Annotated in this window: 21 protein-coding genes and 2 pseudogenes; 9 read left to right on the forward strand and 14 right to left on the reverse strand. The window is 71.9% G+C overall.

Annotated features, from left to right (window positions below):
- Window positions 1–220 precede the first annotated feature (220 nt).
- From KME75_RS15755 to rocD, 3 genes and pseudogenes are all read left to right on the forward strand, one after another.
- A complete protein-coding gene (locus KME75_RS15755; protein ID WP_219415572.1) occupies window positions 221–421 on the forward strand; it encodes a hypothetical protein in 201 nt (66 codons plus the stop codon).
- Between the two features lie 15 nt (window positions 422–436).
- The gene (locus KME75_RS15760) at window positions 437–1177 is read left to right on the forward strand and encodes an ester cyclase (protein WP_219415573.1); all 741 of its coding nucleotides are present in this window, start codon (window positions 437–439) and stop codon (window positions 1175–1177) included.
- Window positions 1174–2371, forward strand: a pseudogene (rocD, locus tag KME75_RS15765) (ornithine--oxo-acid transaminase); the annotation flags it as partial. The gene KME75_RS15760 and the pseudogene rocD, both read left to right, overlap by 4 nt.
- Window positions 2372–2447: 76 nt before the next feature.
- On the opposite strand, the gene KME75_RS15770 reads toward rocD, so the two are convergent.
- Together KME75_RS15770 and hisD are read right to left on the reverse strand one after the other, a co-directional pair.
- Window positions 2448–3317 carry a carbon-nitrogen hydrolase family protein gene (locus KME75_RS15770; protein WP_219415574.1) on the reverse strand — a complete coding sequence of 290 codons (870 nt, stop codon included), beginning with the start codon at window positions 3315–3317 and terminating at the stop codon, window positions 2448–2450.
- 132 nt (window positions 3318–3449) lie between these two features.
- Complete coding sequence (gene hisD, locus KME75_RS15775) at window positions 3450–4766, reverse strand: histidinol dehydrogenase (protein ID WP_219415575.1); 1317 nt, start codon at window positions 4764–4766, stop codon at window positions 3450–3452.
- Window positions 4767–4836: 70 nt separating this feature from the next.
- Between hisD and KME75_RS15780 the strand changes: the two genes are divergently transcribed.
- From KME75_RS15780 to KME75_RS15795, 4 genes and pseudogenes are all read left to right on the forward strand, one after another.
- Window positions 4837–5766: a LysR family transcriptional regulator gene (locus KME75_RS15780; protein WP_219415576.1), complete on the forward strand. Its 930-nt coding sequence runs from the start codon at window positions 4837–4839 to the stop codon at window positions 5764–5766.
- Between the two features lie 160 nt (window positions 5767–5926).
- Window positions 5927–6331: pseudogene (locus KME75_RS15785) on the forward strand (enolase C-terminal domain-like protein); the annotation flags it as partial.
- 42 nt (window positions 6332–6373) lie between these two features.
- Window positions 6374–6646 (forward strand): type II toxin-antitoxin system Phd/YefM family antitoxin, encoded by a 273-nt coding sequence (locus KME75_RS15790; protein ID WP_219415578.1) that lies wholly within the window; start codon window positions 6374–6376, stop codon window positions 6644–6646.
- Window positions 6646–7014: a type II toxin-antitoxin system VapC family toxin gene (locus KME75_RS15795; RefSeq protein ID WP_219415579.1), complete on the forward strand. Its 369-nt coding sequence runs from the start codon at window positions 6646–6648 to the stop codon at window positions 7012–7014. Before KME75_RS15790 ends, KME75_RS15795 begins: the two co-directional genes overlap by 1 nt.
- 42 nt (window positions 7015–7056) lie before the next feature.
- Here KME75_RS15795 and KME75_RS15800 read toward each other — a convergent pair whose 3' ends face one another.
- The 12 genes from KME75_RS15800 to KME75_RS15855 all read right to left on the reverse strand — a co-directional run bounded on the left by KME75_RS15800 (window position 7057) and on the right by KME75_RS15855 (window position 21908).
- Window positions 7057–9369 carry a GMC family oxidoreductase gene (locus KME75_RS15800; protein WP_219415580.1) on the reverse strand — a complete coding sequence of 771 codons (2313 nt, stop codon included), beginning with the start codon at window positions 9367–9369 and terminating at the stop codon, window positions 7057–7059.
- 13 nt (window positions 9370–9382) lie between these two features.
- On the reverse strand, window positions 9383–10342 hold the full coding sequence (locus tag KME75_RS15805; protein ID WP_219415581.1) for a sugar kinase: 960 nt from the start codon (window positions 10340–10342) through the stop codon (window positions 9383–9385).
- 64 nt (window positions 10343–10406) lie between these two features.
- The gene (locus KME75_RS15810; RefSeq protein WP_219415582.1) at window positions 10407–11891 is read right to left on the reverse strand and encodes an aldehyde dehydrogenase family protein; all 1485 of its coding nucleotides are present in this window, start codon (window positions 11889–11891) and stop codon (window positions 10407–10409) included.
- Window positions 11888–12964 carry a zinc-dependent alcohol dehydrogenase gene (locus KME75_RS15815; protein ID WP_219415583.1) on the reverse strand — a complete coding sequence of 359 codons (1077 nt, stop codon included), beginning with the start codon at window positions 12962–12964 and terminating at the stop codon, window positions 11888–11890. Before KME75_RS15815 ends, KME75_RS15810 begins: the two co-directional genes overlap by 4 nt.
- On the reverse strand, window positions 12961–13932 hold the full coding sequence (locus tag KME75_RS15820) for a zinc-dependent alcohol dehydrogenase (protein WP_219415584.1): 972 nt from the start codon (window positions 13930–13932) through the stop codon (window positions 12961–12963). Before KME75_RS15820 ends, KME75_RS15815 begins: the two co-directional genes overlap by 4 nt.
- Window positions 13929–14933 carry a C-terminal binding protein gene (locus tag KME75_RS15825; RefSeq protein ID WP_219415585.1) on the reverse strand — a complete coding sequence of 335 codons (1005 nt, stop codon included), beginning with the start codon at window positions 14931–14933 and terminating at the stop codon, window positions 13929–13931. The genes KME75_RS15820 and KME75_RS15825 overlap by 4 nt, the downstream gene beginning before the upstream one ends.
- The gene (locus tag KME75_RS15830; protein ID WP_219415602.1) at window positions 14930–16048 is read right to left on the reverse strand and encodes an MFS transporter; all 1119 of its coding nucleotides are present in this window, start codon (window positions 16046–16048) and stop codon (window positions 14930–14932) included. The genes KME75_RS15825 and KME75_RS15830 overlap by 4 nt, the downstream gene beginning before the upstream one ends.
- Before the next feature lie 33 nt (window positions 16049–16081).
- Window positions 16082–17185 carry a mandelate racemase/muconate lactonizing enzyme family protein gene (locus tag KME75_RS15835; protein WP_219415586.1) on the reverse strand — a complete coding sequence of 368 codons (1104 nt, stop codon included), beginning with the start codon at window positions 17183–17185 and terminating at the stop codon, window positions 16082–16084.
- 39 nt (window positions 17186–17224) lie between these two features.
- Complete coding sequence (locus tag KME75_RS15840) at window positions 17225–18226, reverse strand: ABC transporter permease (protein ID WP_219415587.1); 1002 nt, start codon at window positions 18224–18226, stop codon at window positions 17225–17227.
- A gap of 16 nt (window positions 18227–18242) precedes the next feature.
- Window positions 18243–19235 carry an ABC transporter permease gene (locus tag KME75_RS15845; RefSeq protein WP_219415588.1) on the reverse strand — a complete coding sequence of 331 codons (993 nt, stop codon included), beginning with the start codon at window positions 19233–19235 and terminating at the stop codon, window positions 18243–18245.
- Window positions 19228–20772: a sugar ABC transporter ATP-binding protein gene (locus KME75_RS15850; protein ID WP_219415589.1), complete on the reverse strand. Its 1545-nt coding sequence runs from the start codon at window positions 20770–20772 to the stop codon at window positions 19228–19230. The genes KME75_RS15845 and KME75_RS15850 overlap by 8 nt, the downstream gene beginning before the upstream one ends.
- 41 nt (window positions 20773–20813) lie before the next feature.
- Complete coding sequence (locus tag KME75_RS15855; protein ID WP_219415590.1) at window positions 20814–21908, reverse strand: ABC transporter substrate-binding protein; 1095 nt, start codon at window positions 21906–21908, stop codon at window positions 20814–20816.
- A 151-nt stretch (window positions 21909–22059) separates the two neighbouring features.
- On the opposite strand from KME75_RS15855, the gene KME75_RS15860 reads away from it, so the two are divergent.
- Together KME75_RS15860 and KME75_RS15865 are read left to right on the forward strand one after the other, a co-directional pair.
- Window positions 22060–23100, forward strand: coding sequence for a LacI family DNA-binding transcriptional regulator (locus KME75_RS15860; protein ID WP_219415591.1), 1041 nt, complete (start codon window positions 22060–22062; stop codon window positions 23098–23100).
- Between the two features lie 298 nt (window positions 23101–23398).
- Complete coding sequence (locus KME75_RS15865) at window positions 23399–24073, forward strand: GntR family transcriptional regulator (protein ID WP_219415592.1); 675 nt, start codon at window positions 23399–23401, stop codon at window positions 24071–24073.
- Window positions 24074–24181: the final 108 nt, after the last annotated feature.

The following is a 24181-nucleotide window of genomic DNA, read 5'->3' on the forward strand; positions in this document are numbered from 1 at the left end:
CATCGCCGCCATCCGCCGCTTCATCGACGCATGGAACGAGCGCTGTGAACCGTTCATCTGGACCAAGGACGCCGAGGCCATCCTGGCCAAAGCGCAGCGTCAAAAGACTTCGGACACGAGACACTAGCGGCCCGAGGCGAGGTCCGGGCAAGGTGCGACCCGAGGAGACACCGATGAGCGAGCGAGCCATGGACACCGCGCCTGCGCGAAGCGCCGGGCGATGAGCGAGCATGCGAGCCCGGCCCGGACGATGGGCGCCCTTCCCTTCGTCGACATCGTCGACTTCGTCGAGCGGACCACGTACGAGATCTGGAACGATCGGCGGCCCGACCTCGTCAAGGCGTACTACCCGGCGGGCACCGTCATCCGGGGTGACGCGGGTGACCTCGTCGGCGGCGAGGCCGTCACCGAGGCCACCTGACGCCGGCAGGCCGCGATGCCGGACTACCTCGGCGTCATCCACGACACCATCTGGACCGGCGACGACGCATCGGGATACCGCACCTCGATGCGCTGGACCGCGACCGGGACCGACGCGGCCCGCGGTGTCCCGATCGTCAGCAGCGTGATCGCCAACTGCGTGGTCCTCGGCGACCGGTACGTCGAGGAGTGGGCGGGCGCCAACAGCAAGCACGGCACCGACCAGCTCGGGATCGACCCCGACACCGCGGCCACGGACCTCGTGGCGTCCGGGCCGCCACCCGGCGGGAACGCCGGGCGTTCCGCGCAGGAACAGGGTGCCACCGTGCCGGCCGTCCCGGAGACGGTCGACGGGGCGGGTCTGTTCGTCGTCGAGCTGCTCGACGGGCTCTACAACCGGCGCGATCTCGACCTCGTGGAGAAGCGCTACGCGCCGGGCGCGCCCTACGTGTTCGGCGCATCGCAACGGCAGGCGGGACACACCGGCGTGCGGAGCGAGGCCGGCCGCTGGCTCGACCTGCTGCCGGACGCGCGGCTGGAGGTCGAGGAGCTGTACTGGCTCGACGACGGGCCTGCCCGCTCGCGGGTGGCCGTGCGCTACCGGATCCGCGGCACTGCGCAGGCGGCGGGCGGCGCCGCGGCGCCGGTCTCGATCATGGGCATCCATCACGTGCACGTCCGCGGTGACCTCGTGGTGGCCGAGTGGGCCGAGTACGACGAGCTGGCCCTGCGCGCCCAGGTGCTCCGCCGTGGCTGAGGCGCGCGCGATCGCGCTCGAACGCGCGCACGCGCGCACGCGCGCACGGGGCGCACAACTACCACCCGATCCCCGTCGTGCTCACCGAGGGTGAGGGCGCCTGGGTGACCGACGAGGACGGGCGGCGCTACCTCGACTGCCTCGCCGGGTACTCCGCGCTGAACTTCGGCCACCGACACCCTCTCCTCCTTGAAGCGGCCACCGCGCAGCTCGGTCGCATCACGCTCACCAGCCGCGCGTTCCACCACGACCAGCTCGGCGCGCTGTGCGCAGAGCTGTCGGCGATGGCGGGCAAGGACATGGTCCTGCCGATGAACACCGGAGCCGAGGCCGTCGAGAGCGCCATCAAGGTGGCCCGGAAGTGGGGCTACGAGACCAGGGGAGTGACACCCGGCGCGGCGACGATCGTGGTCGCGGGCGGCAACTTCCACGGCCGTACCACCACGATCGTCGGCTTCTCCGACGATGCGGACGCGCGCTCCGGGTTCGGGCCGTTCGCTCCCGGCTTCCGGCGCGTCCCCTACGGGGACATCGCGGCCCTCGCCGCCGCCGTCGACGACGGCACGGTGGCGATGCTGCTGGAACCGGTTCAGGGCGAGGCGGGGGTGATCGTCCCGCCGCCCGCCTACCTCCCGGCGGTGCGGGAGATCTGCAGCGACGCCGGTGTGCTGCTGATCGCCGACGAGATCCAGTCCGGCCTCGGCCGCACCGGCCGCACCTTCGCCTGCGAGCACTGGAATGTGGTGCCCGACGTCTATCTCCTGGGCAAGGCGCTGGGCGGCGGTGTCGTGCCGGTCTCGGCCGTCGTGGCCGACCGTGACGTCCTCGGCGTCCCGCGGCCCGGGCAGCACGGCAGCACGTTCGGCGGGAACCCAGTGGGCTGCGCCGTCGCCCGCGCTGTCGTCGCGCTGCTCGCCGACGGCAGCTTCCAGCGTCGGGCGGCGGAACTCGGGCGGCTGCTCCGGGACCGGTTGGCCGCGCTCGTCGGCCACGGCGTCACCGCCGTCCGGGCGATCGGGTTGTGGGCCGGCGTCGACATCGACCCGGCGTCGGGCACCGGCCGCACGGTCTGCGAGATGCTCGCCGCGCGCGGGGTCCTCGCCAAGGACACCCACGGGCGCCACGATCCGGTTCGCGCTGGTGGTCTCGGAATCGGACATCCACCTCGCCGTCAACGCCCTGGGGGACGTGCTGCGGTCGCTTGCGGGCACGGGCAGCGGCCGGCGTTCCGCGTCCGGACCGACGCTCGCGCGCCGAGCCGAGGCCGGCGTCACCGATCGGTGATCGCCCGCGTACGAGGGTCCATCCGCCCGCCGTAGAGCGGTAGCGCGATGGGGGCGTCGTCGGGGCGCAGCTGCTCCCACATGCGGCTCAGGCCGGCGGTGCCGAAGCGGCGGACCGTCGGGACGGCGTCGAGGTCGACGACGGCGGTGAGCACCGAGGCGAGCGCACCGGGGGACTCGACGAGTACCCGGCCCTCCGGGTCGACGAGCAGCGAGCGGCCCATCCCGGAGGGGGTCGCCGCGTTGACGCTGGCGACGAAGACCTGGTTGACGATGGCGTTCGCCCGTGTGATCACGGTTTCCTGCTCGCGGTCGGCGGTCGGGGTCTTGACGACGTTGAGCACGATCTCCGCGCCCATCCAGGCCAGGTGCCGGGTCGACTCGGGGAACCACGCGTCGTAGCAGATCGACAGGCCGGCCCGGCCGTAGCCGGTCATGTCGAAGACCACGAACGTGCTGCCCGGTGTGCAGCGCTCGTACGGCCGCCACGGAAAGACCTTGCGATAGGTGGCGGCGAGTTCGCCCTGTGGGGAGTACACGAGCGCCGTGTTGTAGACGCGGCCGTCGTCGCCGAGCTCGGACACGCTTCCCGGGCACAGCCAGATGCCCAGGTCCGCGGCGAGTCGGGAAAGCAGGGTGTGCCGCGGGCCGTCCCGCACCGGCTCGGCACTGTCCACGACGGCGTCCTCGTCGAGCGACCCGAGGTCGTCCGTCGCCAGGTGCAACTCCGGATAGACCAGCAGTCGGGCCTGCGGATGGGAGCGCGCCACGTGCTCGACGTGCGCGGCAAAACCCTTCAGATCATCGGCGCGCCGGCCTGCGGCCTGCACGAGGGCGAGGGGAAGCGGGCGGGACATGTCACTCCTCGGTTCGCGGCAGCGTCGACGATGCGCAGTTCCCGCAGCGCCGCAGGTTCAGGTCGGGCGGGTACGTCCGGCGTGGGCGTCCTCCTGCCCGGCATGGGTGGTGGATGGCCGCGGCTGGGGGTGTCAGCGATAGGTCGCGAGACGCCGGGTGGCGGTGGCCCGGTGGGCAGCCATGCCCTCGTATCGGGAGATCACGTCGACGGCCTCGCCCAGGAGCGGTGTGGCTTCACGGGTGATCCGCTGATAGGTCAGTGTCTTGAGGAAGCGGGCGACCGAAAGACCCCCGGTGTAGCGGGCCCGGCCCGCGGTGGGCAGGACGTGGTTGGTGCCGGCCATGCCCTTGTCCGAGTAGGCGACGGTGCTCCACGGGCCCAGGAAGATCGATCCGTAGTTGCGCAGCCGCTGGAAGTAGAAGTCGTCGTCGCCCGTGATGATCTCGAGGTGCTCCGGGGCGAGCTCGTCCATGAGCGCGGCCGCGGTCTCTCGGTCCTCGGCCCAGATGACGCTGCCGTGGTCCCGCCACGCCGGGCCCGCGATGGATGCCGTGGCGAGGTCGGCCAGTTGTGCCTCGGCCCGAGCGATCACGGCGTGCCCGAGGTCCTCGGAGGTGGTCACCAGCGCGGCCGGGGAATCGGTGCCGTGCTCCGCCTGCCCGAGAAGGTCGGCTGCCACGATGTCGGGGTCGGCCTGGCCGTCCGCGATCACGGCCACTTCCGAGGGGCCCGCGAGCAGGTCGATGGCGACGGCGCCGAACAGCTGGCGCTTGGCCTCGGCGACGTAGGCGTTGCCGGCACCCACGAGCATGTCCACCGGGCCGTCGCCGATCAGGCCGAAGGCCATCGCGGCCAACGCCTGGACCCCGCCGAGGACGAAGATCTGATCGGCCCCGCAGAGGTCCGCGGCGTAGACCATGCCCGGGTGCGGGCGCCCGTCGGGCTGCGGCGGCGTGCACGCCATGACGGACCCGACGCCCGCCGTCCTGGCGACGTTGACCGTCATCGAGGGGCTCGACAGCAGCGGGAACCGGCCGGCGGGCAGGTAGGCGCCGACCCGGTCGAGGGGTATGTGGCGGTATCCGGTGACCAGGCCGGGTTCGAGTTCGAACTCCGCATCCTGGATGCGTTCGCGCTGGGCCGTCGCGAACGCGCGGGTGCGGTCCCGCCCCAGCCGCAGCGCGTCCCGGACGTCGGCGGGCACCTGCTCGCACAGCTGGTCGATGTCCCGACGCGACAGCTCGAACCCGGGGTCGGACCAGCGATCCAGCTCGCGGGCGTACCGGCGGATCGCATCCATCCCGTTCCGGGAGATGTCCAGCAGCGTCTCCGAGACCCGGGCGACGACCGCGGGATCACGCTCGGCGGGCGGGCCGTCGATGGCCGGCTCCTTGAGGTACTTGAACTTCCCCGACAGGGCGGTACGCGTACGGCTGCTCACCTGCATACGGCGACGCTAGAAGTCGCCGATGCCCCGTACAACCCAGCTGATACAGCGCATTCGATAGGGTTACCCTATGACGCTCTCGCAGCTCCGGGCGTTCCTCGCCGCTGCCCGGCGCGGCTCGTTCACGCGGGCCGCCGAGGTCCTGGGTATGTCGCAGGCCTCGGTGAGCGAGCTGATCCGGCGGTTGGAGGACGACAACGGCGTCACTCTGTTCGTGCGCGGCCCGCGCTCGTTGCAGCTGACGAGCTCCGGCCAGGCGTTGCTCCCGTTCGCGGAGCAGGCGGTCACCGCGGCGGACGGCGGTCGCGAAGCCTTGGCTGCGATCCGCTCCCTCAAGGGCGGCACCGCCACCTTCGGCGTCCTGCGCAACGCGGAGTACTACCTGCTGGCCGACCTCGCGATGGATTTCCACCGCCGCTATCCCGATGTCGGCATCCGCCTGGTCGGGCTGAACTCGGTGGAGGTCGCCGCCGCCGTGGTCGCCGGGGAGATCGAAGCGGGGCTGGTGGTGTTGCCGGTCGACGTCGAGCAGCTGACGGCGACGCCGTTGCTCAGTGACGAGGTGTGCTATGTCAGCGCCGACCCTCGCCGGTGCGCACGAGCGGTGACGATCGGGGCGCTCGCCGACGCCGCACTCATCCTGTACGACGCGCACTACGGATGGTCGGACCCCACCCGGCGGCAACTGGCCGAGCGTGCGCAGGAAGCGGGGCTCACCCTCACCGCGAGCATCGAGGTGGAGCAGGTCGAGGTCGCCCTGCAGCTCGTCGCCGCCGGTATCGGCGACACCTTCGTCAGCCGAGCCGTGGCCTCCAGCGGTGCCTTTCCGGGCAACCTCTCGGTCGCGTCGTTCGACCCACCGCTCTACGACACCATCGCCCTCGTCCACCGCTCGTCAGCGGTGCTCTCCCCGGCCACCTGGGCGCTGGCCGACATGGCCCGGGCACGTCTGGTCGGAGGGGCGGGCAGTGTCGCCGACCGGAGCGGGCCCAGGAGATGACGGCGTGCGACCGCCCCACCTGCCCGTGGCCCAGGGAAGCGGCGAGAGCGGCGACCGCCACCCCTCCCCGGACGGGGTCCGCCCGTGCAAACCGGCATCCGCGGCTGCACGGTGAGACGTGGCAGCGCTCGTCACCCTGCCGTCGCTGGACCGAGAGCGATCGTCAGCCGCTTCCGTCGCGCAGCCGGATCTGTCGCACGCGGGCGGCATCTCGGAGTGCCGGCGGATCGCGGCGATGGCCGAGGTGCACGGCGTGGCGCTGGCCCCGCACTGCCCGCTCGGCCCGCTCGCGCTCGCCGCCTGCCTGCAGGTGGACCTCGCCAGCCCGAACGCGCTCATCCAGGAGACGAGCCTCGGCATTCACTACAACACCGGCTCCGACCTCGCCGACTACCTCGTGGACACCTCGGCGTTCGAGTTCCGGGACGGGTTCATGGAACGGCTCAGCCGGCCGGGGCTGGGCACCGAGATCGACGAGAAGGCGGTGATCCGGGCCGCCGAGCAGGGGCACCGGTGGCGCTCGCCGGTGTGGCGCCACCCGGACGGCTCGCCGGCCGAGTGGTGAACGGACCTCGTCGTACTACGCCAATGTAGTACCGTTGGCGGCATGAGTGCGGTGCCCGTCCGCGAGCTCAACCAGGACACGGCCGGGGTGCTGGCCCGGGTGAAGCGCGGCGAGGAGATCGACGTGACCGAGCGCGGGGTCGTCATCGCCCGGCTCGTTCCGGCCCAGGCGCACCCGCTCGCCGATCTCATCGCGGCCGGCACGCTGCACCCGCCCACGCGCCGGGGCCCGGTGCCGCGCCCGGCCGGCCCGGTACGCACCGACTCCGAGGCGGGCGCGGTACTGCGGGAGATGCGCGACGACGAGCGCTTCTGATGATCTACCTCGACACGGCGGCGCTGGTGAAGCTGCTGCGCCCCGAACCGGAGAGCGAGGCGCTGGCCGACTGGCTCGACGGCCGCATGGACACGCTCCTCGTCACCTCGACGCTGACCGAGGTGGAGCTGCCGAGGGCGTTGCGGCGGATCGACGCGGCGCTGCTCCCGCAGGTCCCCGCGCTTCTCGAACGACTCGCCCGGCACGAGAGCCTCGGCACGGTGCACACCGCGCGGGGACCGTGCACATCGCCGGACGTGTGCACGGCGACCGGCGGATGTGCACGGTCCGGCGTCCCTTCGTGGTCGCCGCCATCGTCCACCTACCCGATCTTTCGCCGATCCGCAGCGGACACTATCCGCTCGTAGGCCGGTGTCGTGTGCGGCCGTGCGCCCGTTGCCGGGCGAAGATCACGTCGGACCGGTGACCGGTGCGACGCATCTCCTCGACGTGCCGCCGCGCCGAGCGCCGCCCAGGGTGTGGATCAGCTGCTCGGTGGCCCGGGCGGTGATGGCCATGAGGGTCAGGTGCGGGTTGATCCCGGTGCAGGTGGGGAAGGTGGCGCCGCTGAACACGTACAGGCCCGGGGTGTCGTGCACCTGCAGGTCTCGGCTCACCACCGAGCTGCGCGGATCGTCGCCCATCCGGGCGCCGCCGAGGTCGTGGCTGCTGGCGACGCCCCGGAAACGCGGCCCGTTCCATGTCCGGACGGCCCCCATGCGCTCGAGGATCCGGGTGCACTGTTGCTGCATGTGGTCCTGGAGCCGATGCTCGTTCGGGCGCATGTCGGTGGTGACCCGCAGCACCGGGATGCCGAGCCCGCTCCGGTCGCGGTAGCGAGGGTCGAGGTCGAGGTGGTCGGTGGTGTAGGACAGTGAGTCGGGCTGGATGCGCACCGCCATGACGTGCTGCCAGCGGCGGAGGTGCTCCTGGTAGGGGCGCCCCCAGGCGGCGACGTCGGGAGGCACCGGGTCGCGAGCGATCTGCAGCGGCAGCTGCTGGTTCTCGACGTTGAGGCTGGCCCCGCCGACGAAGCCGTTGGCCACGCAATCGAAGTCGGCGGCGTTGAAGTCGTCGAGGGTGACCATCTGGGCGGCGGGGCCTGTGTGGGCGTTGAAGACGGTGTCGGGGAAGTGGGCGTACACGTCGCCCCACTGTTTGACCATGAAGTGCTTGCCGAGCTGGCCGGTCGCGTCCCCGAGCCCGCCGGAGAGCAGCAGGAGCCGGACGGTCTCGAAGGTGTAGCCGGCGACGATGACGGTGCGCGCGTGGTGGGTGCGGATCACGCCGTGCGGGTCGACGTACTCCACGCCGTCGGCGTGACCGCTGCGGTCGGTGAGGATGCGCAGGACCCGGCAGTGGGTGCGCAGGTCGAGGTTGCCGCTGGCGAGGGCCTGGGGAACCGAGGTGAGGCCGGGGTTCCAGCGGTCGTCGTGGAACGAGCCGAAGCCGGCGCTCCACGGGTGGTACCGGGTGGCGGGCAGCCCGTTGTAGGGGACGCTGTTGACGCAGACCGGGGTCGGATGCGGGTGCAGTCCGAGGTCGCGGGCGGCGCTGGTGAACAGCTCGCCCTTGCGGGTCGGCCGCAGCGGGGGCATCGGGTAGTCGGTGCCCCGCGGAACGAAGGGGTTGGCGTACCGGTCGCCGGCCACGCCGGCGATACGCTCGCACAGGTCGTAGTAGGGCTCGAGGTCGGTGTAGTCGAGCGGCCAGTCGGCAACCGTGCTGTGTTCCGGCAGCACATCCAGGCCCCACCGCTGCGCGATGTGGCTGCGGTAGGCGAACTGGTAGGGGTGCATCCGGCGCAGCGCACCGCCCCAGTGCACGATCGATCCGCCGACGCCGTTCATCATCCGTCCGAGGCTGAACGTGATGGGTTGCGTGGGCTCGCCGTCGTTGCGTCGCCAGCGGGGTGCCTCGGAGAGGAACTTGGGGCCCATGTCGCCGCGGCAGTAGTAGGCCGCACCCAGCTCGTCGGGGTGGTAGTCCGAGCGATGGCGCCAGCCGCCGGCCTCGAAGCCGACGACGCGCAGGCCGGCGTCGGCGAGCAGGGCCGAGACGAATCCGCCGATCGCGCCCATCCCGACGATGATGACGTCGGCGGGCCCCGGCGGCTCGGCGGCGGCCCGCTGGGGGTCGTAGCCGGGGATCTCGGGCGGGGTCTCCTCGGCTGATCCGCCGAGCCGGTAGCCGGCATCGGCCAGCGACCGGATCTCGCCGTCCTTCGTCACGGACTGCTCGGCCTGCTGCTCGGCGGCGGAATGTTCGAGCCACACGCCGGGGTGGCCGAGAAACCGCCAGCCGGCCTTGTCCCGGTTCCCGCCGTGTGCGGGGTCGGCGAACAGGCCCTCCTGCAGATGTGCCCGCAGGAGGCAGAAGAACTCGTGTTGCTCGGGCGCGTGGAACGCCGGGAGCCGTGCGGCCTCGAGGTCGGCGATCAGCCCGTCCTGCTCGTCGGGGGCGCAGTCGGCGAACCCCGTCCCGCACCGGTCGCGGGCGGCGCGGTCGAGTGCGGCGAGCCCGAGGTGATAGATGTCGCGCAGGTGACGGTCGTGCCCGGCCAGGGCACGGTCGAGGTAGGTGATCACGCCGATGTCGACGGCTCCGGGGAAGTCCGGGCCGGGCGGGAACATGCGCTCGAAGATCGCGGCGGCGATGCGCGCCTCGTACGGGCTGAGGCTGATCAGGCCGTCGCGGCCCGGGTCGACCTGGATGGGGCTCACGGGTACACCTTTCTCACCGCAGGACGGTTCCCGGCGCGGCGTCGAGGAGGGCGAGCTCGGCGCGGGTGGGGAGGCCTTCCCAATCGCCGGGCATCTGTACCACGAACGCGCCGCAGGACGCGGCGGTCCGCAGCGCGGCCTCGGGTGGGGCGCCGCGGAGATGGTCGGCGAGGAAGCCGGCGACGAACGCGTCGCCGGCACCGACCGGGTCCACCGCCACCACGGTGCGGGCCGGGATCACGGCGGGTCGGCCCTGCAGGGACGCGACGGCACCACGGGCGCCGAGTTTGATCACCACCTGGCCGGGGCCGAGGCCGGCGAGACCGGCGGCCTGCTCGGCGGGGGTGCCGTGGAGGCCGAGCAGGTCGGCTTCGTCGTCACCGGCGAACGCGATATCGGCGCGGGCGACCAGGTCGCGCAGCACCGGGCGGGCGCGGTCGGGGGACCAGAGAGTCGAGCGGTAGTTGACGTCCACACTGACGGTGACCCCGGCAGCGCGAGCGATCTCGACCGCGGTCAGGACCGTGCGTCCGGCGCCGGCACTGAGCGCCGGGGTGATGCCGGTGATGTGCAGGACCTGCGCGGCGGCCACCCGCTCGTGCGGGATGTCCTCGGGCTGCAACCGGGCGCCGGGACCGTTCGTGCGGTAGTACGTGACGCGGGCGACGTGGGGCGTGCGCAGCTCCTTCACCATCAAGCTGGTCGGCGCACCGCTGTCGCGGACGACGCAGGAGACGTCGACCTGCTCGCCGGCGAGCCGGTTCACCAGGAGGTCGCCGATGGGGTCGTCCCCGACACGTCCGACCCAGCAGGCCCGGCCGCCCAGCCGGGTCACCCCGATGGCCACGTTGGACTCGGCGCCGCCGACGCCGAGCGTCAGGCCGTCGGCGTGCCGCAGCGGCCCGACGTGTCGGCTGCCGAGCAGGCCCATCGTCTCGCCGAGGGTGACCAGACCGGAGCCGACGGAGGTCATGATCCGGCCTCCGCCGAGCGCAGCGCGGAACGGGCCCGCTCGGCCAGGGCGCACACGGTTCCGGTCACGATCCCGCCCGATAGCTCAGGTAGACGGTCTTGTGCTGGATGTAGCGCTGGTACCCGTGCTCGCCGTCCTCCCCGCCGAGCCCGGACTGCTTCCACCCGTGGTGGAAGCCCTGCACGTCCTCCGGCCCGATCTTGTTGACGTACACCTCGCCGAACTGCAGGTCCGCGGTGGCCCGCATCGCGGTGTCGAGGTTCCCGGTGAACACGTAGGAGGTGAGGCCGTAGACCGTCGAGTTGGCGTAGTCGATCGCCTGGGCGTAGTCGTCGAACGGCACGATCGGGAGGACCGGGCCGAACACCTCCTGCTGCACGACGTCCATGTCGTTGGTGGCGCCGGCCAGCACCGTCGGGGCGAACCAGTGGCCGTCCTCGAACCGGTCGCCGGTGGGGCGTCCGCCGCCGAGGACGACCTCGGCGCCCTGCTCCTGTGCCCGGTGGACGATCTCGGCGACCTTGTCCCGTTCCGCGGCGGACACCTTCGGGCCCATCTCGGCGGTCTCGTCCGTCGGGTCGCCGACACGGATCGCCTGCGCCCGCTCGACGAACCGGGCGACGAACTCGTCGTAGCGGCTGCGGTGGACGTAGGTGCGCTCGTTGCAGGTGCACACCTGCCCGCAGTTCCAGAACCGGGCCTGCACGGCGTGTTCGACGGCCAGGTCGAGGTCGGCGTCGGCGAAGACCAGGAACGGGGCCTTGCCGCCGAGCTCGAGCGAGACCGGGATGATCGACGGGGCGGCCGCGGTGAGGATCTCCCGGCCCGCGCGGGTGGACCCGGTGACGGTGACCATGCTGGTCCGGGGGTGGGTGACCAAGGCGTTGCCGATCAGCCGGCCGGGCCCGGTGACGATGTTGACCAGCCCGTCCGGGACACCGGCGAGCTGGCAGAGCCGAGCAACCGCCAGCGCGGACAGCGGGGTGGTCTCGCTGGGCTTGAGCACGACCGCGTTCCCGGCGATCAGCGCCGGGCCGAGCTTGCGGGCGACGATGGCGGCCGGATAGTTCCACGGGGTGATCGCGGCGATCACGCCGAGCGGCTCCTCGCGAACCGCGAGCGTCTCGCCGGGGCGGGTGGGGGCGATCAGCTCCCCGACCGGCCGGTACTTGTGGTGGCTGGCGGCGAAGTCGAAGAAGGCCTTGACACCCTCGACCTCACCGCGGGCCTCGGTGATCGTCTTGCCCTGCTCGGCCACGACGATCCGGGCGAGTTCCTCGGCGTACCGGTCGATCTCGCCGACGACCGCGGCGAGCACCTCGGCCCGCTCGGGGTGGCTGCGTCGGGCCCACCGTCGCTGCGCGTCCGCGGCAGCGGCCATTGCCGCGTCCACGTGCTCGACGGTGCCTTCGGGCGCGCCGGCGAACACGCGGCCGGTTGCCGGGTTCTCGACGGGGCGCGTGGTGGGCGTGCGGACCCAATCGGCACCGATCAGCATGCCGGGCTGGTCGCCGAGCAGGGCCGGGGCGAAGGTGTCGGTGGTGGTCATCGCTGCGGGTTCCTCGGATCCGGTGGCGGCGGGGTGGGCCGGAGCAGGGCCTTGACCACCTCGCGGGATCGGGTGGCGGCGAACGCCTGCTCCCAGTCGGACAGGGCGAACACGGTGGCCAGCGGCCGCGGGTCGGCGGCGCCGCGGGCCAGCAGGGCCAGCGCCGCGTCCCAGCTGGACCAGGACGAGGACAGGGAGAAGGCCACATCGACAGCCCGGTTCATGGCCAGGGCCCACGGCACCGGGATCTGCGGTTCGCCGCTGACCCCGAGCACGCACATCCGGCCCTGCCGGCGCAGGCTGCCCAGGCCCTGGGCGACGGCGCCGGCTGTGCCGCTGGTCTCCACGACCTGGTCGACGCCGCGGCCACGGGTGCATTCGTAGGCTGCCTCGGCCACGTCGCAGCGGGTGGAGTTCCACACCTCGATCCCCAGCTTCGCGGCCAGCTCGAGCCGGGCGGCCGACGACGGGCGGCCGACGAGCACGACCCGTCCGGCGCCGGCCGCGGTCGCCGTGAGCGCGGTGAGGATGCCGATCGGACCGGGCCCGAGCACCAGCACGGTGCTGCCCGGTTGCACGGGCATGCGTTCGAACGCGGTGACGACGATCGCGAGCGGTTCGGCCAGCCCGGCGGCGAGATCGTCGACGTCCTCGGGCACGGCGTGCAGCAGATGAGCGGGCACGCTGACCTGCTCGGCAAAGCCGCCGTCGATGCCCCAACCCGGCGATCGCTTCTGTGCACACAGGTGCGCGAGACCACGACGGCACAGGTGGCAGGTGGCGCAGGCCAGCGAGTGCGGCTCGCAGACCACCCGGTCACCCGCGGCCCAACCCTCGACGCCGTCGCCGAGCTCCCGGATGGTCCCGGTGAACTCGTGGCCGAGCGTGACCGGGGGCCAGCTGGGGAACTGGTCGTGCACGATGTGCAGGTCGGTGCCGCAGATCCCGGCGTAGCCCACGTCGAGCACCACCCAGCCGGGGCGGGCGTGCGGGGCCGGAACGTCGGCCAGGACGAGCTCGCGGTCGCCGGCGGCGAGCTTGCGCAGTGCCTTCATCATCGTGGGCGCCTTCACGACGTCCCCCGGACCAGGACCTTCAGCCCGACCCCTCGGCGCAGGTCGGCGATCGCCGACGCGGCCTCGTCCAGTGCCGCGGTGCGGGTGAGGAACGGCTCGGGATCGAACCGGCCGGAGGCGACCAGCTCGGTGGCGACGCGGATGTCCTGGCGGGAGTAGACCCGGGTGCCGACCACGGACAGCTCCTTGAAGGTGACGGTGCGCAGGTCCAGCGCCGTCGGATCGCCGTACGCTCCGACCAGCACCACGACGCCGCCGGGGGCTGCCACCTCGGTGACCAGCGCGGCGACCGCCGGATGCGCGGCCGCGTCGAAGACCACGTCGCCGCGCAGGCCGGCGGCGCTCTCCGTCGTGTCGATCCCCAGTGCCGCGGCGAACTCGCGCCGCGCCGGTGCCGGTTCGGCGAGCACGACCCGCCCGGCCCCGGCGTCGCGGGCACACAACGCGACCGCGGCCCCGATCGGGCCGCCACCGACGACGACGACGTCCTGGCCGAGCTGCGGCCCCGAGCGCCGGACGGCGCGCACGGCGACCGCGAGGGGTTCGGCGAAGGCGAGGTGGCGCAGGTCGACCGGGGCGGCGACCGGGATCAGCCGGTCGGCGTCGATCGCGACGAGCGGCGCCGCCCCACCGGGCACGTCGATGCCGACCAGCCGCAGGTTCTCGCAGGTGTGCGGACGGCCGTTCCGGCAGGTGTCGCATCGACCGCAGGCGAGCAGCGGATCGACGACCACCCGCGTACCGGCTGCGAGGCCCTCGGCGCTCTCGGCGACAGTGCCGGCGATCTCGTGCCCGATGACGAGGCCGGGCTTCGCGCGGGGGTGCTCCCCGGCGCAGATGTGCAGATCGGTGCCGCACAGGCCGGTGTAGGCGACCTCCACGAGCACCTGGCCCGGGGCGGGCTCGGGTTCCGGCACGTCGGCGACCGCGACCTCCGTGCCGCCCGTCCAGGTCAACGCCCTCATCGGACCACCTCCGCCGCAGCCGTCGGTCGGTTCACCGGGCAGCGCGGCGCCGCGCCGGAGATCACACGCCCGGCCTCGCGGGCGACCTCGCTCTTGAGCTGCACGAACGACTCCTCGGAGTACCAGGCGGCGTGCGGGGACAGGATCACCCGGTCATGGCGGCTGAGTGCGTCGCGAACCTCGGGCACGGCGGGCTCGACGTCGAGCACGTCCAGCGCGGCGCCGGCGATCCGGCCGTCGTCGAGCGCGGCGAGCAGCGCCGAGGTGTCGATCAACCCGCCGCGGGCGGTGTTGACCACGGCCGCCGACGCCTTCATCGCCGCCAGCGCACGCTCGCCGAGCAGCCCGCAGGATCGCTCGTCGAGCGTCGCGTGCAGGGAGACCACGTCGGACTCGGCGAGCAGTTCGTCCAGGCCGACCCGGATGATCGGGCCGTGGCCCGCGGGTCGGCCCGCGACGATCTCCGCCCCGAGCACCCGCATCCCGAAGGCTGCAGCCCGCCCGGCCACGGCCTGGCCGATCGCCCCGCAGCCGATCACGCCGAAGGTCAGGGCGGACAGCCGCCGCAGGGGGCGGGCGACCTGGTAGTCCCAGTCGCCGGCGCGGACGGACCGGTCGTAGCCGGTGATCCCGCGCAGCAGCGACAGCGCCAGCGCGACGGTGTGGTCGGCGACCTCGCCGGTGCCGTAGTCGGGGACGTTCGCGACCCACACACCGCGCCGGGTGGCGGCAGCGACGTCGACGGTGTCCACGCCGACTCCGTAGCGCACCACGAGGCGGACCCCGGGCAGGGCATCGAGCACCTCGGCGGTGATCGGGGCGTACTGGTTGATCAGCACCGTGGCGCCATGGCACCGCTCGATGACCTCGGCGGCCGAGTGGCACTGTTCCCGCCGCAGCGCGATGCCCAGCGGCTCCAGCACGGCGAGTTCGGGCCCGAGATCGGCGTGGTCGCAGTCGGTGACCACGACGGGGGCGGCGTCGTCGTAGGCGTGGGTCATGACACGTTCCCGGTGGTGGTGGTGGTGGGGCGGGCGAACGCGAGGGCGACCGCTCCGGCGAGTGCGAGCCCGGCGGCGACGCCGAAGGCCAGCACCCAGGAGCCGAGGTCCGCGACGAGGAAGCCGGTGAGCGCGGGGGCGACGATGGCCGCGCAGTTGGCGCAGAAGTGCACGAAGCCCGTGACGCTGCCGAGCCGGGCGGTGTGGACGGTGGCAGCGACGAGGGCGAAGAACTGGACGTTGCTCAGGTACAGCAACAGCAGCGCGACCGTCAGCAGGACCACGGCGCCGAGGGTCGAGCCGACCATCGCGATGGGCACGACCAGCAGCGCGGCTCCGCCGAGACAGACGACGGCGATCCACTTGCGGGTGGCGAACACCGCGCCGGTGCGCCGCACCAGATGATCGGACAGCAGCCCGCCCAGCGCGGTGCCGACGGCACCCGCGATCCAGGGCAGCGAGCCGGCCCAGGCGAGGTCGGCGAGGTCGACGCCGTGCTGCTCGACGAGGAAGACCGGGTACCAGGACAGGAACATGAACAGGATCCAGCTGAACCCGAAGAACGCCAGCGCGTTGCTCCACACCGACCGATGGCGCACGTAGTCCCGCAGCGACGGGACGTCCTCGTCGGCGGCGTCCAGCTCCGGCGTCACCGCGTCGGAGCTGATGTGCCGCAGCTCGGCCGCGCCGACGCGCGGGTGCTGCTCCGGGCGGTCCCGGACCACCCCGTACCAGAGCAGGGCGATCAGCAGGCCGGCGACACCGAGCACCACGAACGGCCATCGCCACTCGTTGTCGAACAGCAGCAGCAGCCAGGTGACCACCGGGATGCCGATCGCCGCGCCGAGCGGGTTGAACGCGAACGAGAAGCCGACGGCGGTGGCGTACTCCTTCTGCGGGAACCAGTTGCGCATGGTGCGCGCCGTCGTGGCACCCTGCGGGCCCTCGCCGAGGCCGAACAGCAGCCGTTGCAGGACGAACGTGGCGGCGTTGAAGCACAGCGCGGTCGCCGCGGTGAACACCGACCACCACGCGACCGCGGCCGCCATGGTGCGGCGCGGGCCGAACCGGTCCGACGCCCACCCGCCGAGGAGGCAGGCCGGGGCGTAGGTGATCGCGAACGCGGGTCGGCTTCGTGGGGCTCCTGGTCACGGTCCGGTCCCGCCGATCCGGTGCGGGGCCAGCGCATCGAAGTCGAAGGTGAGGCCGTGGCCGGGTCGCTCCGGGGCGATGGCGACGCCGTCGACGATCTGCAGCGGCTCGGCGAGGTAGTTCTCCAGGCCGAAGCCGTGGGCCTCCATGTAGGTGCGGTTGGGGGCCGCGGCCATCAGGTGGACGGTGAGGTCGTGGGCGCCGTGCGAGGTCACCGGCAGGTTGTGGGCCTCCGCCAGCGCCGCGACCTTGCGGAACACCGTCATGCCGCCGATGTTGCAGACGTCCGGTTCGGGGTAGGTCACCGCGCCTGCGGTGATCATGTGCTGGAACTCGTAGAGCGTGTGCAGGTTCTCCCCGCTGGCGATCGGCAGCCCACCGTCGCGCAGCACCCGAGCGTGGCCGGCGATGTCGTCGGGGATGGTGGGTTCCTCCAGCCACACCAGGTCGAACTCGGCGAGCGCCCGTGCGACCTTCACCCCTTGGTCTGCGGTCCACTTCATGTTGGCATCGACCATCAGCGGGAAGTCGTCGCCGAGGTGCTCGCGCATCCGGCGCACCCGCTCGACGTCCTCGCGCCAGTTGGCCCGGCCGACCTTCATCTTGATCGCCCGGAAGCCCTCCTTCTGGAAGCGGTCGGCCTGCTCGAGCAGTTGCTCGATGGGGAAGTCCAGGTCGATGCCACCGGCGTAGACCGGCACTCGCGGGTCGTAGCCGCCGAAGAAGCGCCACAGCGGAAGGCCGGCGCGGCGGGCCCGTAGATCCCACAGGGCGATGTCGACGGCGGAGATCGCCGACGTGGCGTGCCCGCCGCGGCCTGCGTAGTGCAGGGCCCACCACATGCGCTGCCAGAGGTGCTCGGTGCGGTCGACGTCCTCCCCGGTCAGGACCGGGGTCAGGTAGCGGTCGATCAACACGGCGAACGCCTCGGCGCCGGAGTTGACGGCGTAGGTGTAGCCGAGGCCGATGGCACCGTCGGAGTCCTCGACCCGGACGGTGACCAGTTCGAAATGCGGGATGACGCCGTGCGTGGCGTCGGTCAGGACCACGGGCAGCGGCACCTGGAAGAAATCGGTTCGGACAGAAGCGACAGTGGACATGGCTCTTCCCGGTGAGAGGGGGACGGACAAGAAGTGGATCTAGGCGGACGCCGGGGTTCGGTTCCGGCGAGTGAGCCGTACCTGCAGAAGCACGACGGCGAGCAGGAACGCGCCGCGGATCACCGACTCCCAGTAGGAGCTGATCTGGACTCCGCCGCGGCTGTTCTCGAAGACGATCAGGTTGAAGATCAGCTGCAGGAGCAGCACTCCGACCAGGGTGCCGAGCACGGACCCGACCCCACCGGTGAGCAGGGTGCCGCCGACGACCACGGCGGCGATCGCGGTGAGCTCCCAGCCCTGCCCGGCCGCGGCGTCGACCGAGCCGGTCTGCGCGCCGAGGAAGGCACCGGCAGTACCGGCGAGTGCCCCGGACAGGACGTAGACCGCGACCTTGGTGCGGTCGACCGGCAGCCCCATCAGCCGGGCGGCGTCCTCGTTGCCCCCGACGGCGAGGACGTTGCGGCCGAAGCCGGTGCGGTGCAGCGCGAGCGCACCGGCGCCGAACAGCAGCACGACGATCCAGAACGCCACTGGCACGCCGAGGAACGTCCAGGCGCCCAGGTCGGTGAAGCCGCTGTCCCGGTCGGCCACCGCGGCACGGGCATCGGCCAGGCGGAGCGCCAGTCCGCGGGCGACGAGCAGGGTGGCGAGGGTGACCAGGAACGGCGCCAGCCGGTACCGGGCGACGAGCACGCCGTTCACCAGGCCGACCGCGGCGCCGGCGGCCACGGCCGCGGCGAGTGCGGGAACCAGCCCGGCGCCGCTGACCTGAACGGCGACCACCCCACCGAGCGCGGCGACCGAGCCGACGGACAGGTCGATGCCGCCGGTCATGATGACGAAGCACATGCCGAGCGCGACGAGGGCGTACTTGGCGTCACCGGCGAGGACGCTCTGCACGTTGAACCCGGTGGCGAAGCTCTCCCCATAGCGCAGCGCGCCGAAGACCACGAGCACGATGAGCCCGATGAGCGCGCCCTGCTGCTGCAGCACGCTCGTGTACCGGCGGCGGCGCACGACGGGGGCGATGGTGGTGGACATGCCGGCCTCCTCGCGGTCAGCGGGAGCGGCGCTGCAGGAACAGCGCGATGACGATGACGACCCCCGTGACGACCTGGGCGATCTCGCGGGGCACACCCTGGGCGATCAGGGTGTTCTGCAGGAGCCGGAGCATCACGGCCCCGACGAGGGTGCCGATGATCGAGATCCGGCCACCGGTGAGCGGGGTACCGGACACAGCGACCGCGGCGATGGCGTCGAGCTCGACCCCGAGCCCGACATTGTTGGCGTCCGAAGCGCTGGTGATGCCGATGACGACCAGGCCGACCAGGCCGGCCAGCGCAGCCGAGGCGACGTAGGCCCCCATCTTGACCCGCCCGGTCCGTACGCCGGCCAACCGTGCCGCGTTCTCGTTCCCGCCGGTCGCGAGCAGCGTGCGTCCGTACGCGGTGTAGCGCACGACGAACCACAGCACCGCGGCGAGGAGAACCATCAGCACGACCGGCATCGGGACCCCGGCGATACGACCCAGTCCGAGGAACTGGAAGTCCGGGTTGCGGAAGCCGGTGAGCCGGCCACCGCTGAGCAGTTGGGCGATGCCGCGGCCGGCGATGAAGAGGATCAGAGTCGCGATGATCGGTTGCACCCCGTAGCGCACGACCAAGGTGCCGTTGAAGGCCCCGCACACCGCGGCGACGACCAGCGCGAGCAGGATGGCGAGCATCGGCCCCGCGCCTGCCAGCAGCGACAGTGCACCGACCTGCCCGGCGATCGCCATCACGGACCCGACGGACAGGTCGATCCCCGCCACGGCGATCACCAGCGCCATCCCCAGCGCGACGATCGCGACCGGTGCGGCCTGCCGCAGTTGCACGTCGAGCAGGGTCTGCAGGGACAAGAAGTTCGGTGTGAACAGGGCGTTGTAGGCGAACAGCAGGACCAGCATCACCGCGGCGCCGTACTGCCGGGCGAACCCTGCCCAGGACCGCGTACGCCGGGCGCCAGGGGCGGCGGCGGGGTCGGGACTGCGGGTGAGCATCGTCTCAGCCATCGGTCGTCCGCTCCTCCCGATCGCCTGCCGCCGCGCCCTCGGCCATGGCGTGCAGGATCGACCTCTCGCTGATGTCGGAACCGTCGAACTCCGCGACGGTCGTTCCGTCGCGCAGGACCAGGACCCGGTCGCACCCTGTGATCAGCTCCTCCAGCTCGGAGGAGATCAGCAGCACGGACATCCCCTCGTCCGCCAGCTCGCCGATGAGGTCCCGGATGTCCTGTTTGGCGCCGACGTCGATGCCGCGCGTCGGCTCGTCCAGGATCAGCACCTCGGGATCCGTGCACAGCCACCGGGCCAGCAGCACCTTCTGCTGGTTGCCGCCCGACAGCTCGCTGATCTTCTGATCAGGGTTCGACAGCTTGATGCCGAGCCGATCGATGAAGCTCTGGACGATCTGCTGCTGGCGGCTCCGGTCGACGATGCCGCGCCGGACCAGCCGGGGCAGCAGCGCGAGCGTCAGGTTCTCGCGCACCGACAGCTCAGGAATGATCCCCTCGGCCTTGCGGTCCTCCGAGCAGAACCCGATGCGGGCCCGGATCGCGTCGCGCGGCGCGGAGAAGCTCACGCTGCGGCCGGATCGCCGGAGCTCGCCGTCGCTGATCGGGTCCGCGCCGAACAAGGCTCGCGCCGTTTCCGACCGCCCCGAGCCGAGCAACCCGGCCAGGCCGACGACCTCGCCGCGTCGCAGCTCGACCGACGAGCCGTTCAGTGCCGGCGGGCGGCGCAGCTCGTGTGCCTCGAGGACCGTCGGCGCCGACTCGCCCCGTACTCGCCCGACGTGTTGCCCACGGCGTTCGGACTCGGTGAGCTCCCGGCCGAGCATCGTCGACACCAGCTCGTACTTGGGCAGATCCGCGATCGTCGTGTCGGCGACGACCTGCCCGTCGCGCAGCACCGTGATGGTGTCGCACACCGCGTACAGCTCGTCGAGGCGATGCGAGACGAACACGACCGCGACCCCGGCGTCCCGGAGCCGGCGGATGACGTCCAGCAGGATGCCGACCTCGCGCTCGGCCAGGGATGAGGTCGGCTCGTCCATGACGACCAGGCGGGCGTCGAAGGCCAACGCCCTGGCGATCGCGGTCATCTGCTGGGTGGCGATCGGGTACTCGTACAGCGGGCGGGTGACGTCCACGTGCACATCCAGGGCGGCCAGCCGCGTCCGGGCGTCCGCGTTGATCGCCTTCCAGTCCAGCAGTCCGAACCGGCGTGGCGCGCGCCCGACGCACACGTTCTCCGCGACCGACCGGTAGGGGATCAGGTTCACCTCCTGGTAGATCGTCGCGACCCCGGACCGCTGCGCGTCCTGGGTGGAGGTGAAGTCCACCTCGCGCCCGGCGAACTCGATCCGCCCGCCATCGCGGCGGTGCACGCCGGTCAAGACCTTGATCAAGGTGGACTTGCCGGCCCCGTTCTGCCCGATCAGGGCGCGCACCTCGCCAGGGGCGACGGTCAGGTCCACCTGGGACAGCGCTGGGGCGCCGGCGAACGACTTGTCGATGCCGCACATCTGCAGCAAGGCTGTGTCAGCCATCGACGTCTCCTCGGATAGCAATCGGCCTGAACCGGGGGCCGTCAGTAGGCCTCGGCGATGTGCTGGGCGGCGTTGGAGGCGTCGAACAGCCGATCGGAGAGAATCAGCTGGACCGGGACCTGGCCCTGTTCCGCGTACTGCTGCATGGTCTCGAACGCCTTCGGACCGAACCGGGGGTTCGACTCCACGGTCGCGTAGAGCTCGCCGGCCTCCACCGCTGTCAGCGCGTCGCGCGACCCGTCGATCGAGACCACGGTGATGTCCGTGCCGGGAACCCTGCCGGAGGCCCGGATCGCGGCGATCGCCCCCAGGGCCATCTCGTCGTTGTGCGCGTAGATCGCCGTCGCGTCCGGGTGCGACTGCAGCAGCGTCTCCGTGACGCGCTGCCCCTCCGCGCGGGTGAAGTCGGCGGACTGGGAGACCACGATCTCCATACCCGGGCATTGCGCGATCGCCTCGTCGAATCCCTTCTTCCGGTCGATCGCGGGTGAGGAACCTGTGGTGCCCTCGAGCTCGATGATCTTCGCGTTGCCGCCGGTGGCCTGGGCCATCGCCCACGCCGCCCGCTTGCCCTGCTGGACGAAGTCGGAAACGATCACCGTCACGTAGTCCTCGCCGGGCCGGGCAACACTGTGGTCGACGTCGCGATCGAGCAGGAACACCGGGATGCCGGCATCAGCAGCCTCTGCGACCACCCCGCCCAGCTGCTCGGTGATCGGCGCGATGAACAGCGCATCGGGATCCTGGGCGATCAGGCCCTTGACGTCCTGGATCTGCTTGGCCTGGTTGTTGTTCGCGTCCGTCACCGTCAGCTGATGGTCGAGCTGCTCCGCCTCGGCCTGCATGCTCGCGGTCTCGGCCAGCCGCCAGGGGTTGTTGCTGGCGTTCTGGCTGAACGCGACGCGATAGCTGTCCTTCGGCTCGAGCTTCGGCGCGGCCGTCGCCATCGGCACGTCGGCCGGGGGCTCCGAGTTGCCCGGGTCCGGCGCCGAGGCCAGCGGGCAGTCGGCCGACGGAGCCGGTCGGTCGCCCGGCCCTTCCGTCGATCCCGTCAGGGCGGCGTCGTTGGAGCACCCCGTCACCGCCAACGCCGCCGCCAGCAACCCCGCGAACACTGCGGTCGTCCTGACTCGCATCTGCCACCTCCACCTCGACGTGGATCCGGAAAACCGGTTTTCTGGCCGTTAGCGTCCTCCGGTTGGGCGGCGGCGTCAACCCCTTCGCCGGAGATTCTCCGAGGAACAACCGGTTTTCTGGGCTAGGCTGGCAGGTGGGAAGGGGGGAGCCGTGTCCGAACCCTCGTCGTCAGATGGCGCCCGCGCCTCGCGGGTCCGGCTCATCGACGTCGCCACGCACTCCGGGGTCACCAAGTCGGTCGCCTCGCGGGTGCTCAACGATGACCCGACGCTCAACGTCCGGCCGGAGACGCGGCAGCGGATCCACGCGGTCGCCGTGGAGCTCGGCTACCGCGCCCATGCGGGTGCTCGCGCCCTGGCCGGAGCGCAGGCCCGGGCGCTCGCGCTGCTCATCCCTGACCTGAGCAACCCGGTGTACTCGCGGATCATCCGCGGCGCCTACCAACAGGCCCGGCGGCACGGCTACGTGATGCTGCTGGCCGAGGACACCGCCGACGACGAGGCCGACGAATCCTTCGCCGACCTCGTCGAGGCCGGACGCGTCGACGCACTGCTGATCGCTTCGGCCCGCCCGGCGCATCAGCTCCTGTCCTCGGCACGGCTGGCGCGCATCCCCCATGTGTTCGTCAACCGAGAGGTCCCGGACTCCGACCGCAACGTGGGGATGAACGTCGCCGCGGCCAGCGCGAGAGCAGTGCGGTACCTGCACGAGCTCGGTCACCGCCGGATCGGGTTGGTGTCCGGACCGCCCGAGCTGCAGCCGGCCCAGGCCAGGGAACGCGGGTTCGTGGAGCAGATGGCGGAGCTCGGTCTCGACCAGGCCGGTGTGGCTCGTGGCCCGTTCAGCGAAGAGGGCGGTGCCCGCGCGGCGACGGAGCTGCTGGCCAGGTCGCCCGGGCCCACCGCGGTCTACTGCAGCACCCTCAGCCAGTCGATCGGTGCACTGCATGCGATCCGCGCGCGCGGACTGCGCATCCCCGACGACATCTCGGTCGTTTCCTACGACGACCTCCCGCTGGCCGGCTACCTCGACCCCCCGCTGACCACCGTCGCGATGCCCCTGCTCGAACTCGGTGCGGCGGCGGTGGATGCGGTGCTCGCGCAGCTGAGGGGAGAGCCGCCCTCCGACGTTGCCGTCCCGGTGGAGCCGAGAATCGTGCCGCGATCGTCCGCGCGGCGGCTGACTTCCTGAGGCTGCCGGTGCTGCGTCTCCTCGCCCGGCGCGCCGCCCGGCCGTTGTCCCGCTTCATGATTCGACCCGCGGGCTCGCGACAGGCGGGTCTCAGAGGGTGGTTGATCTCGCCACGGCGGGTGACAGACGCCGAGTGCGCCGACCGGCCGTCCAGCACAGAATCCGGTATCCGCCACCGTCGGGAATCCGTCCGAGCTTCTCGTCGCCCACCGGACGGCGCTCGGATGGGAGGCGCGGGTAACATTTCACGCAATCCACTGCTTACACCGCTCCACCATGAGCGGGTCCGGGAGGCACGATGAGCAGCTCCACCGACGCCGCGCCGGCGACTCCGGAGCGCGAACGGTTGGTGGATCAGGCGTACCGACAGATCCGCGACGCCATCGTGGCACTGCGTCTGCAGCCGGGAGCGCCGCTGGACGAGAAGGCGCTCAGTGCCTCCTTGGGGTTGGGGCTCACCCCGATCCGCGACGCGTTGAAGCGACTGACGCTGGAGAAGCTCGCAGTCACGTTCCCCCGACGGGGGACCTATGTCTCCCGGATCGACATCGCCGACGAGGCTCGGCTCACCGAGGTCCGCGTGGAGCTCGAGGGCTTGGCGGCATCTCTGGCCGCGGAGCGGGCCACGAAGGACGAACGCGAAACACTGCTTCAGTTGCTCGAGGACCTGGAGTCCGGCAGTTTGGAGCGCGCTGATCACACCCAGCTCGACGCGAGGGTGCACCGGGCGATCTACGCCGCTGCTCACAACGAGTTCCTCGAGGCCACCCTCAACCAGTACGCCAATCTGGCCTTGCGCATCTGGAACTACGGACTGGAGGGGCATCGGGCGGTCGGCGAGCACATCCGCAGCCAGCGCGCGGTCGTCGAGGCCATCGTGCGCCGAGATGCGCTCACAGCGCGGATGGCTGCCGAACAGCACCTTCGCGGGTTCTCCGACGAGGTGCGGTCGGTGGTGCGTTCCCGGGCGTGAGTGCCGGCCCCCTGGGCACTTGCCCGGGAGGTCATCGCCGGCGCGGTGGTGACCGGTGGATCGCCGGCCGGTGCTGCCCGGGAGCAACGCGATGCCGGCGGGGGATAG

This window comes from Pseudonocardia nigra, assembly GCF_019396355.1.
Classification (GTDB): domain Bacteria; phylum Actinomycetota; class Actinomycetes; order Mycobacteriales; family Pseudonocardiaceae; genus Pseudonocardia; species Pseudonocardia nigra.

Coding starts and splice junctions, on each gene's coding strand:
- KME75_RS15755 (WP_219415572.1), top strand. CDS start 221: ATGAGCGAGCATGCGAGCCCGGCCCGGACGATGGGCGCCCTTCCCTTC.
- KME75_RS15760 (WP_219415573.1), top strand. CDS start 437: ATGCCGGACTACCTCGGCGTCATCCACGACACCATCTGGACCGGCGAC.
- KME75_RS15770 (WP_219415574.1), bottom strand. CDS start 3,317: ATGTCCCGCCCGCTTCCCCTCGCCCTCGTGCAGGCCGCAGGCCGGCGC.
- hisD (WP_219415575.1), bottom strand. CDS start 4,766: ATGCAGGTGAGCAGCCGTACGCGTACCGCCCTGTCGGGGAAGTTCAAG.
- KME75_RS15780 (WP_219415576.1), top strand. CDS start 4,837: ATGACGCTCTCGCAGCTCCGGGCGTTCCTCGCCGCTGCCCGGCGCGGC.
- KME75_RS15790 (WP_219415578.1), top strand. CDS start 6,374: ATGAGTGCGGTGCCCGTCCGCGAGCTCAACCAGGACACGGCCGGGGTG.
- KME75_RS15795 (WP_219415579.1), top strand. CDS start 6,646: ATGATCTACCTCGACACGGCGGCGCTGGTGAAGCTGCTGCGCCCCGAA.
- KME75_RS15805 (WP_219415581.1), bottom strand. CDS start 10,342: ATGACCTCCGTCGGCTCCGGTCTGGTCACCCTCGGCGAGACGATGGGC.
- KME75_RS15810 (WP_219415582.1), bottom strand. CDS start 11,891: ATGACCACCACCGACACCTTCGCCCCGGCCCTGCTCGGCGACCAGCCC.
- KME75_RS15820 (WP_219415584.1), bottom strand. CDS start 13,932: ATGAGGGCGTTGACCTGGACGGGCGGCACGGAGGTCGCGGTCGCCGAC.
- KME75_RS15825 (WP_219415585.1), bottom strand. CDS start 14,933: ATGACCCACGCCTACGACGACGCCGCCCCCGTCGTGGTCACCGACTGC.
- KME75_RS15835 (WP_219415586.1), bottom strand. CDS start 17,185: ATGTCCACTGTCGCTTCTGTCCGAACCGATTTCTTCCAGGTGCCGCTG.
- KME75_RS15840 (WP_219415587.1), bottom strand. CDS start 18,226: ATGTCCACCACCATCGCCCCCGTCGTGCGCCGCCGCCGGTACACGAGC.
- KME75_RS15845 (WP_219415588.1), bottom strand. CDS start 19,235: ATGGCTGAGACGATGCTCACCCGCAGTCCCGACCCCGCCGCCGCCCCT.
- KME75_RS15850 (WP_219415589.1), bottom strand. CDS start 20,772: ATGGCTGACACAGCCTTGCTGCAGATGTGCGGCATCGACAAGTCGTTC.
- KME75_RS15855 (WP_219415590.1), bottom strand. CDS start 21,908: ATGCGAGTCAGGACGACCGCAGTGTTCGCGGGGTTGCTGGCGGCGGCG.
- KME75_RS15865 (WP_219415592.1), top strand. CDS start 23,399: ATGAGCAGCTCCACCGACGCCGCGCCGGCGACTCCGGAGCGCGAACGG.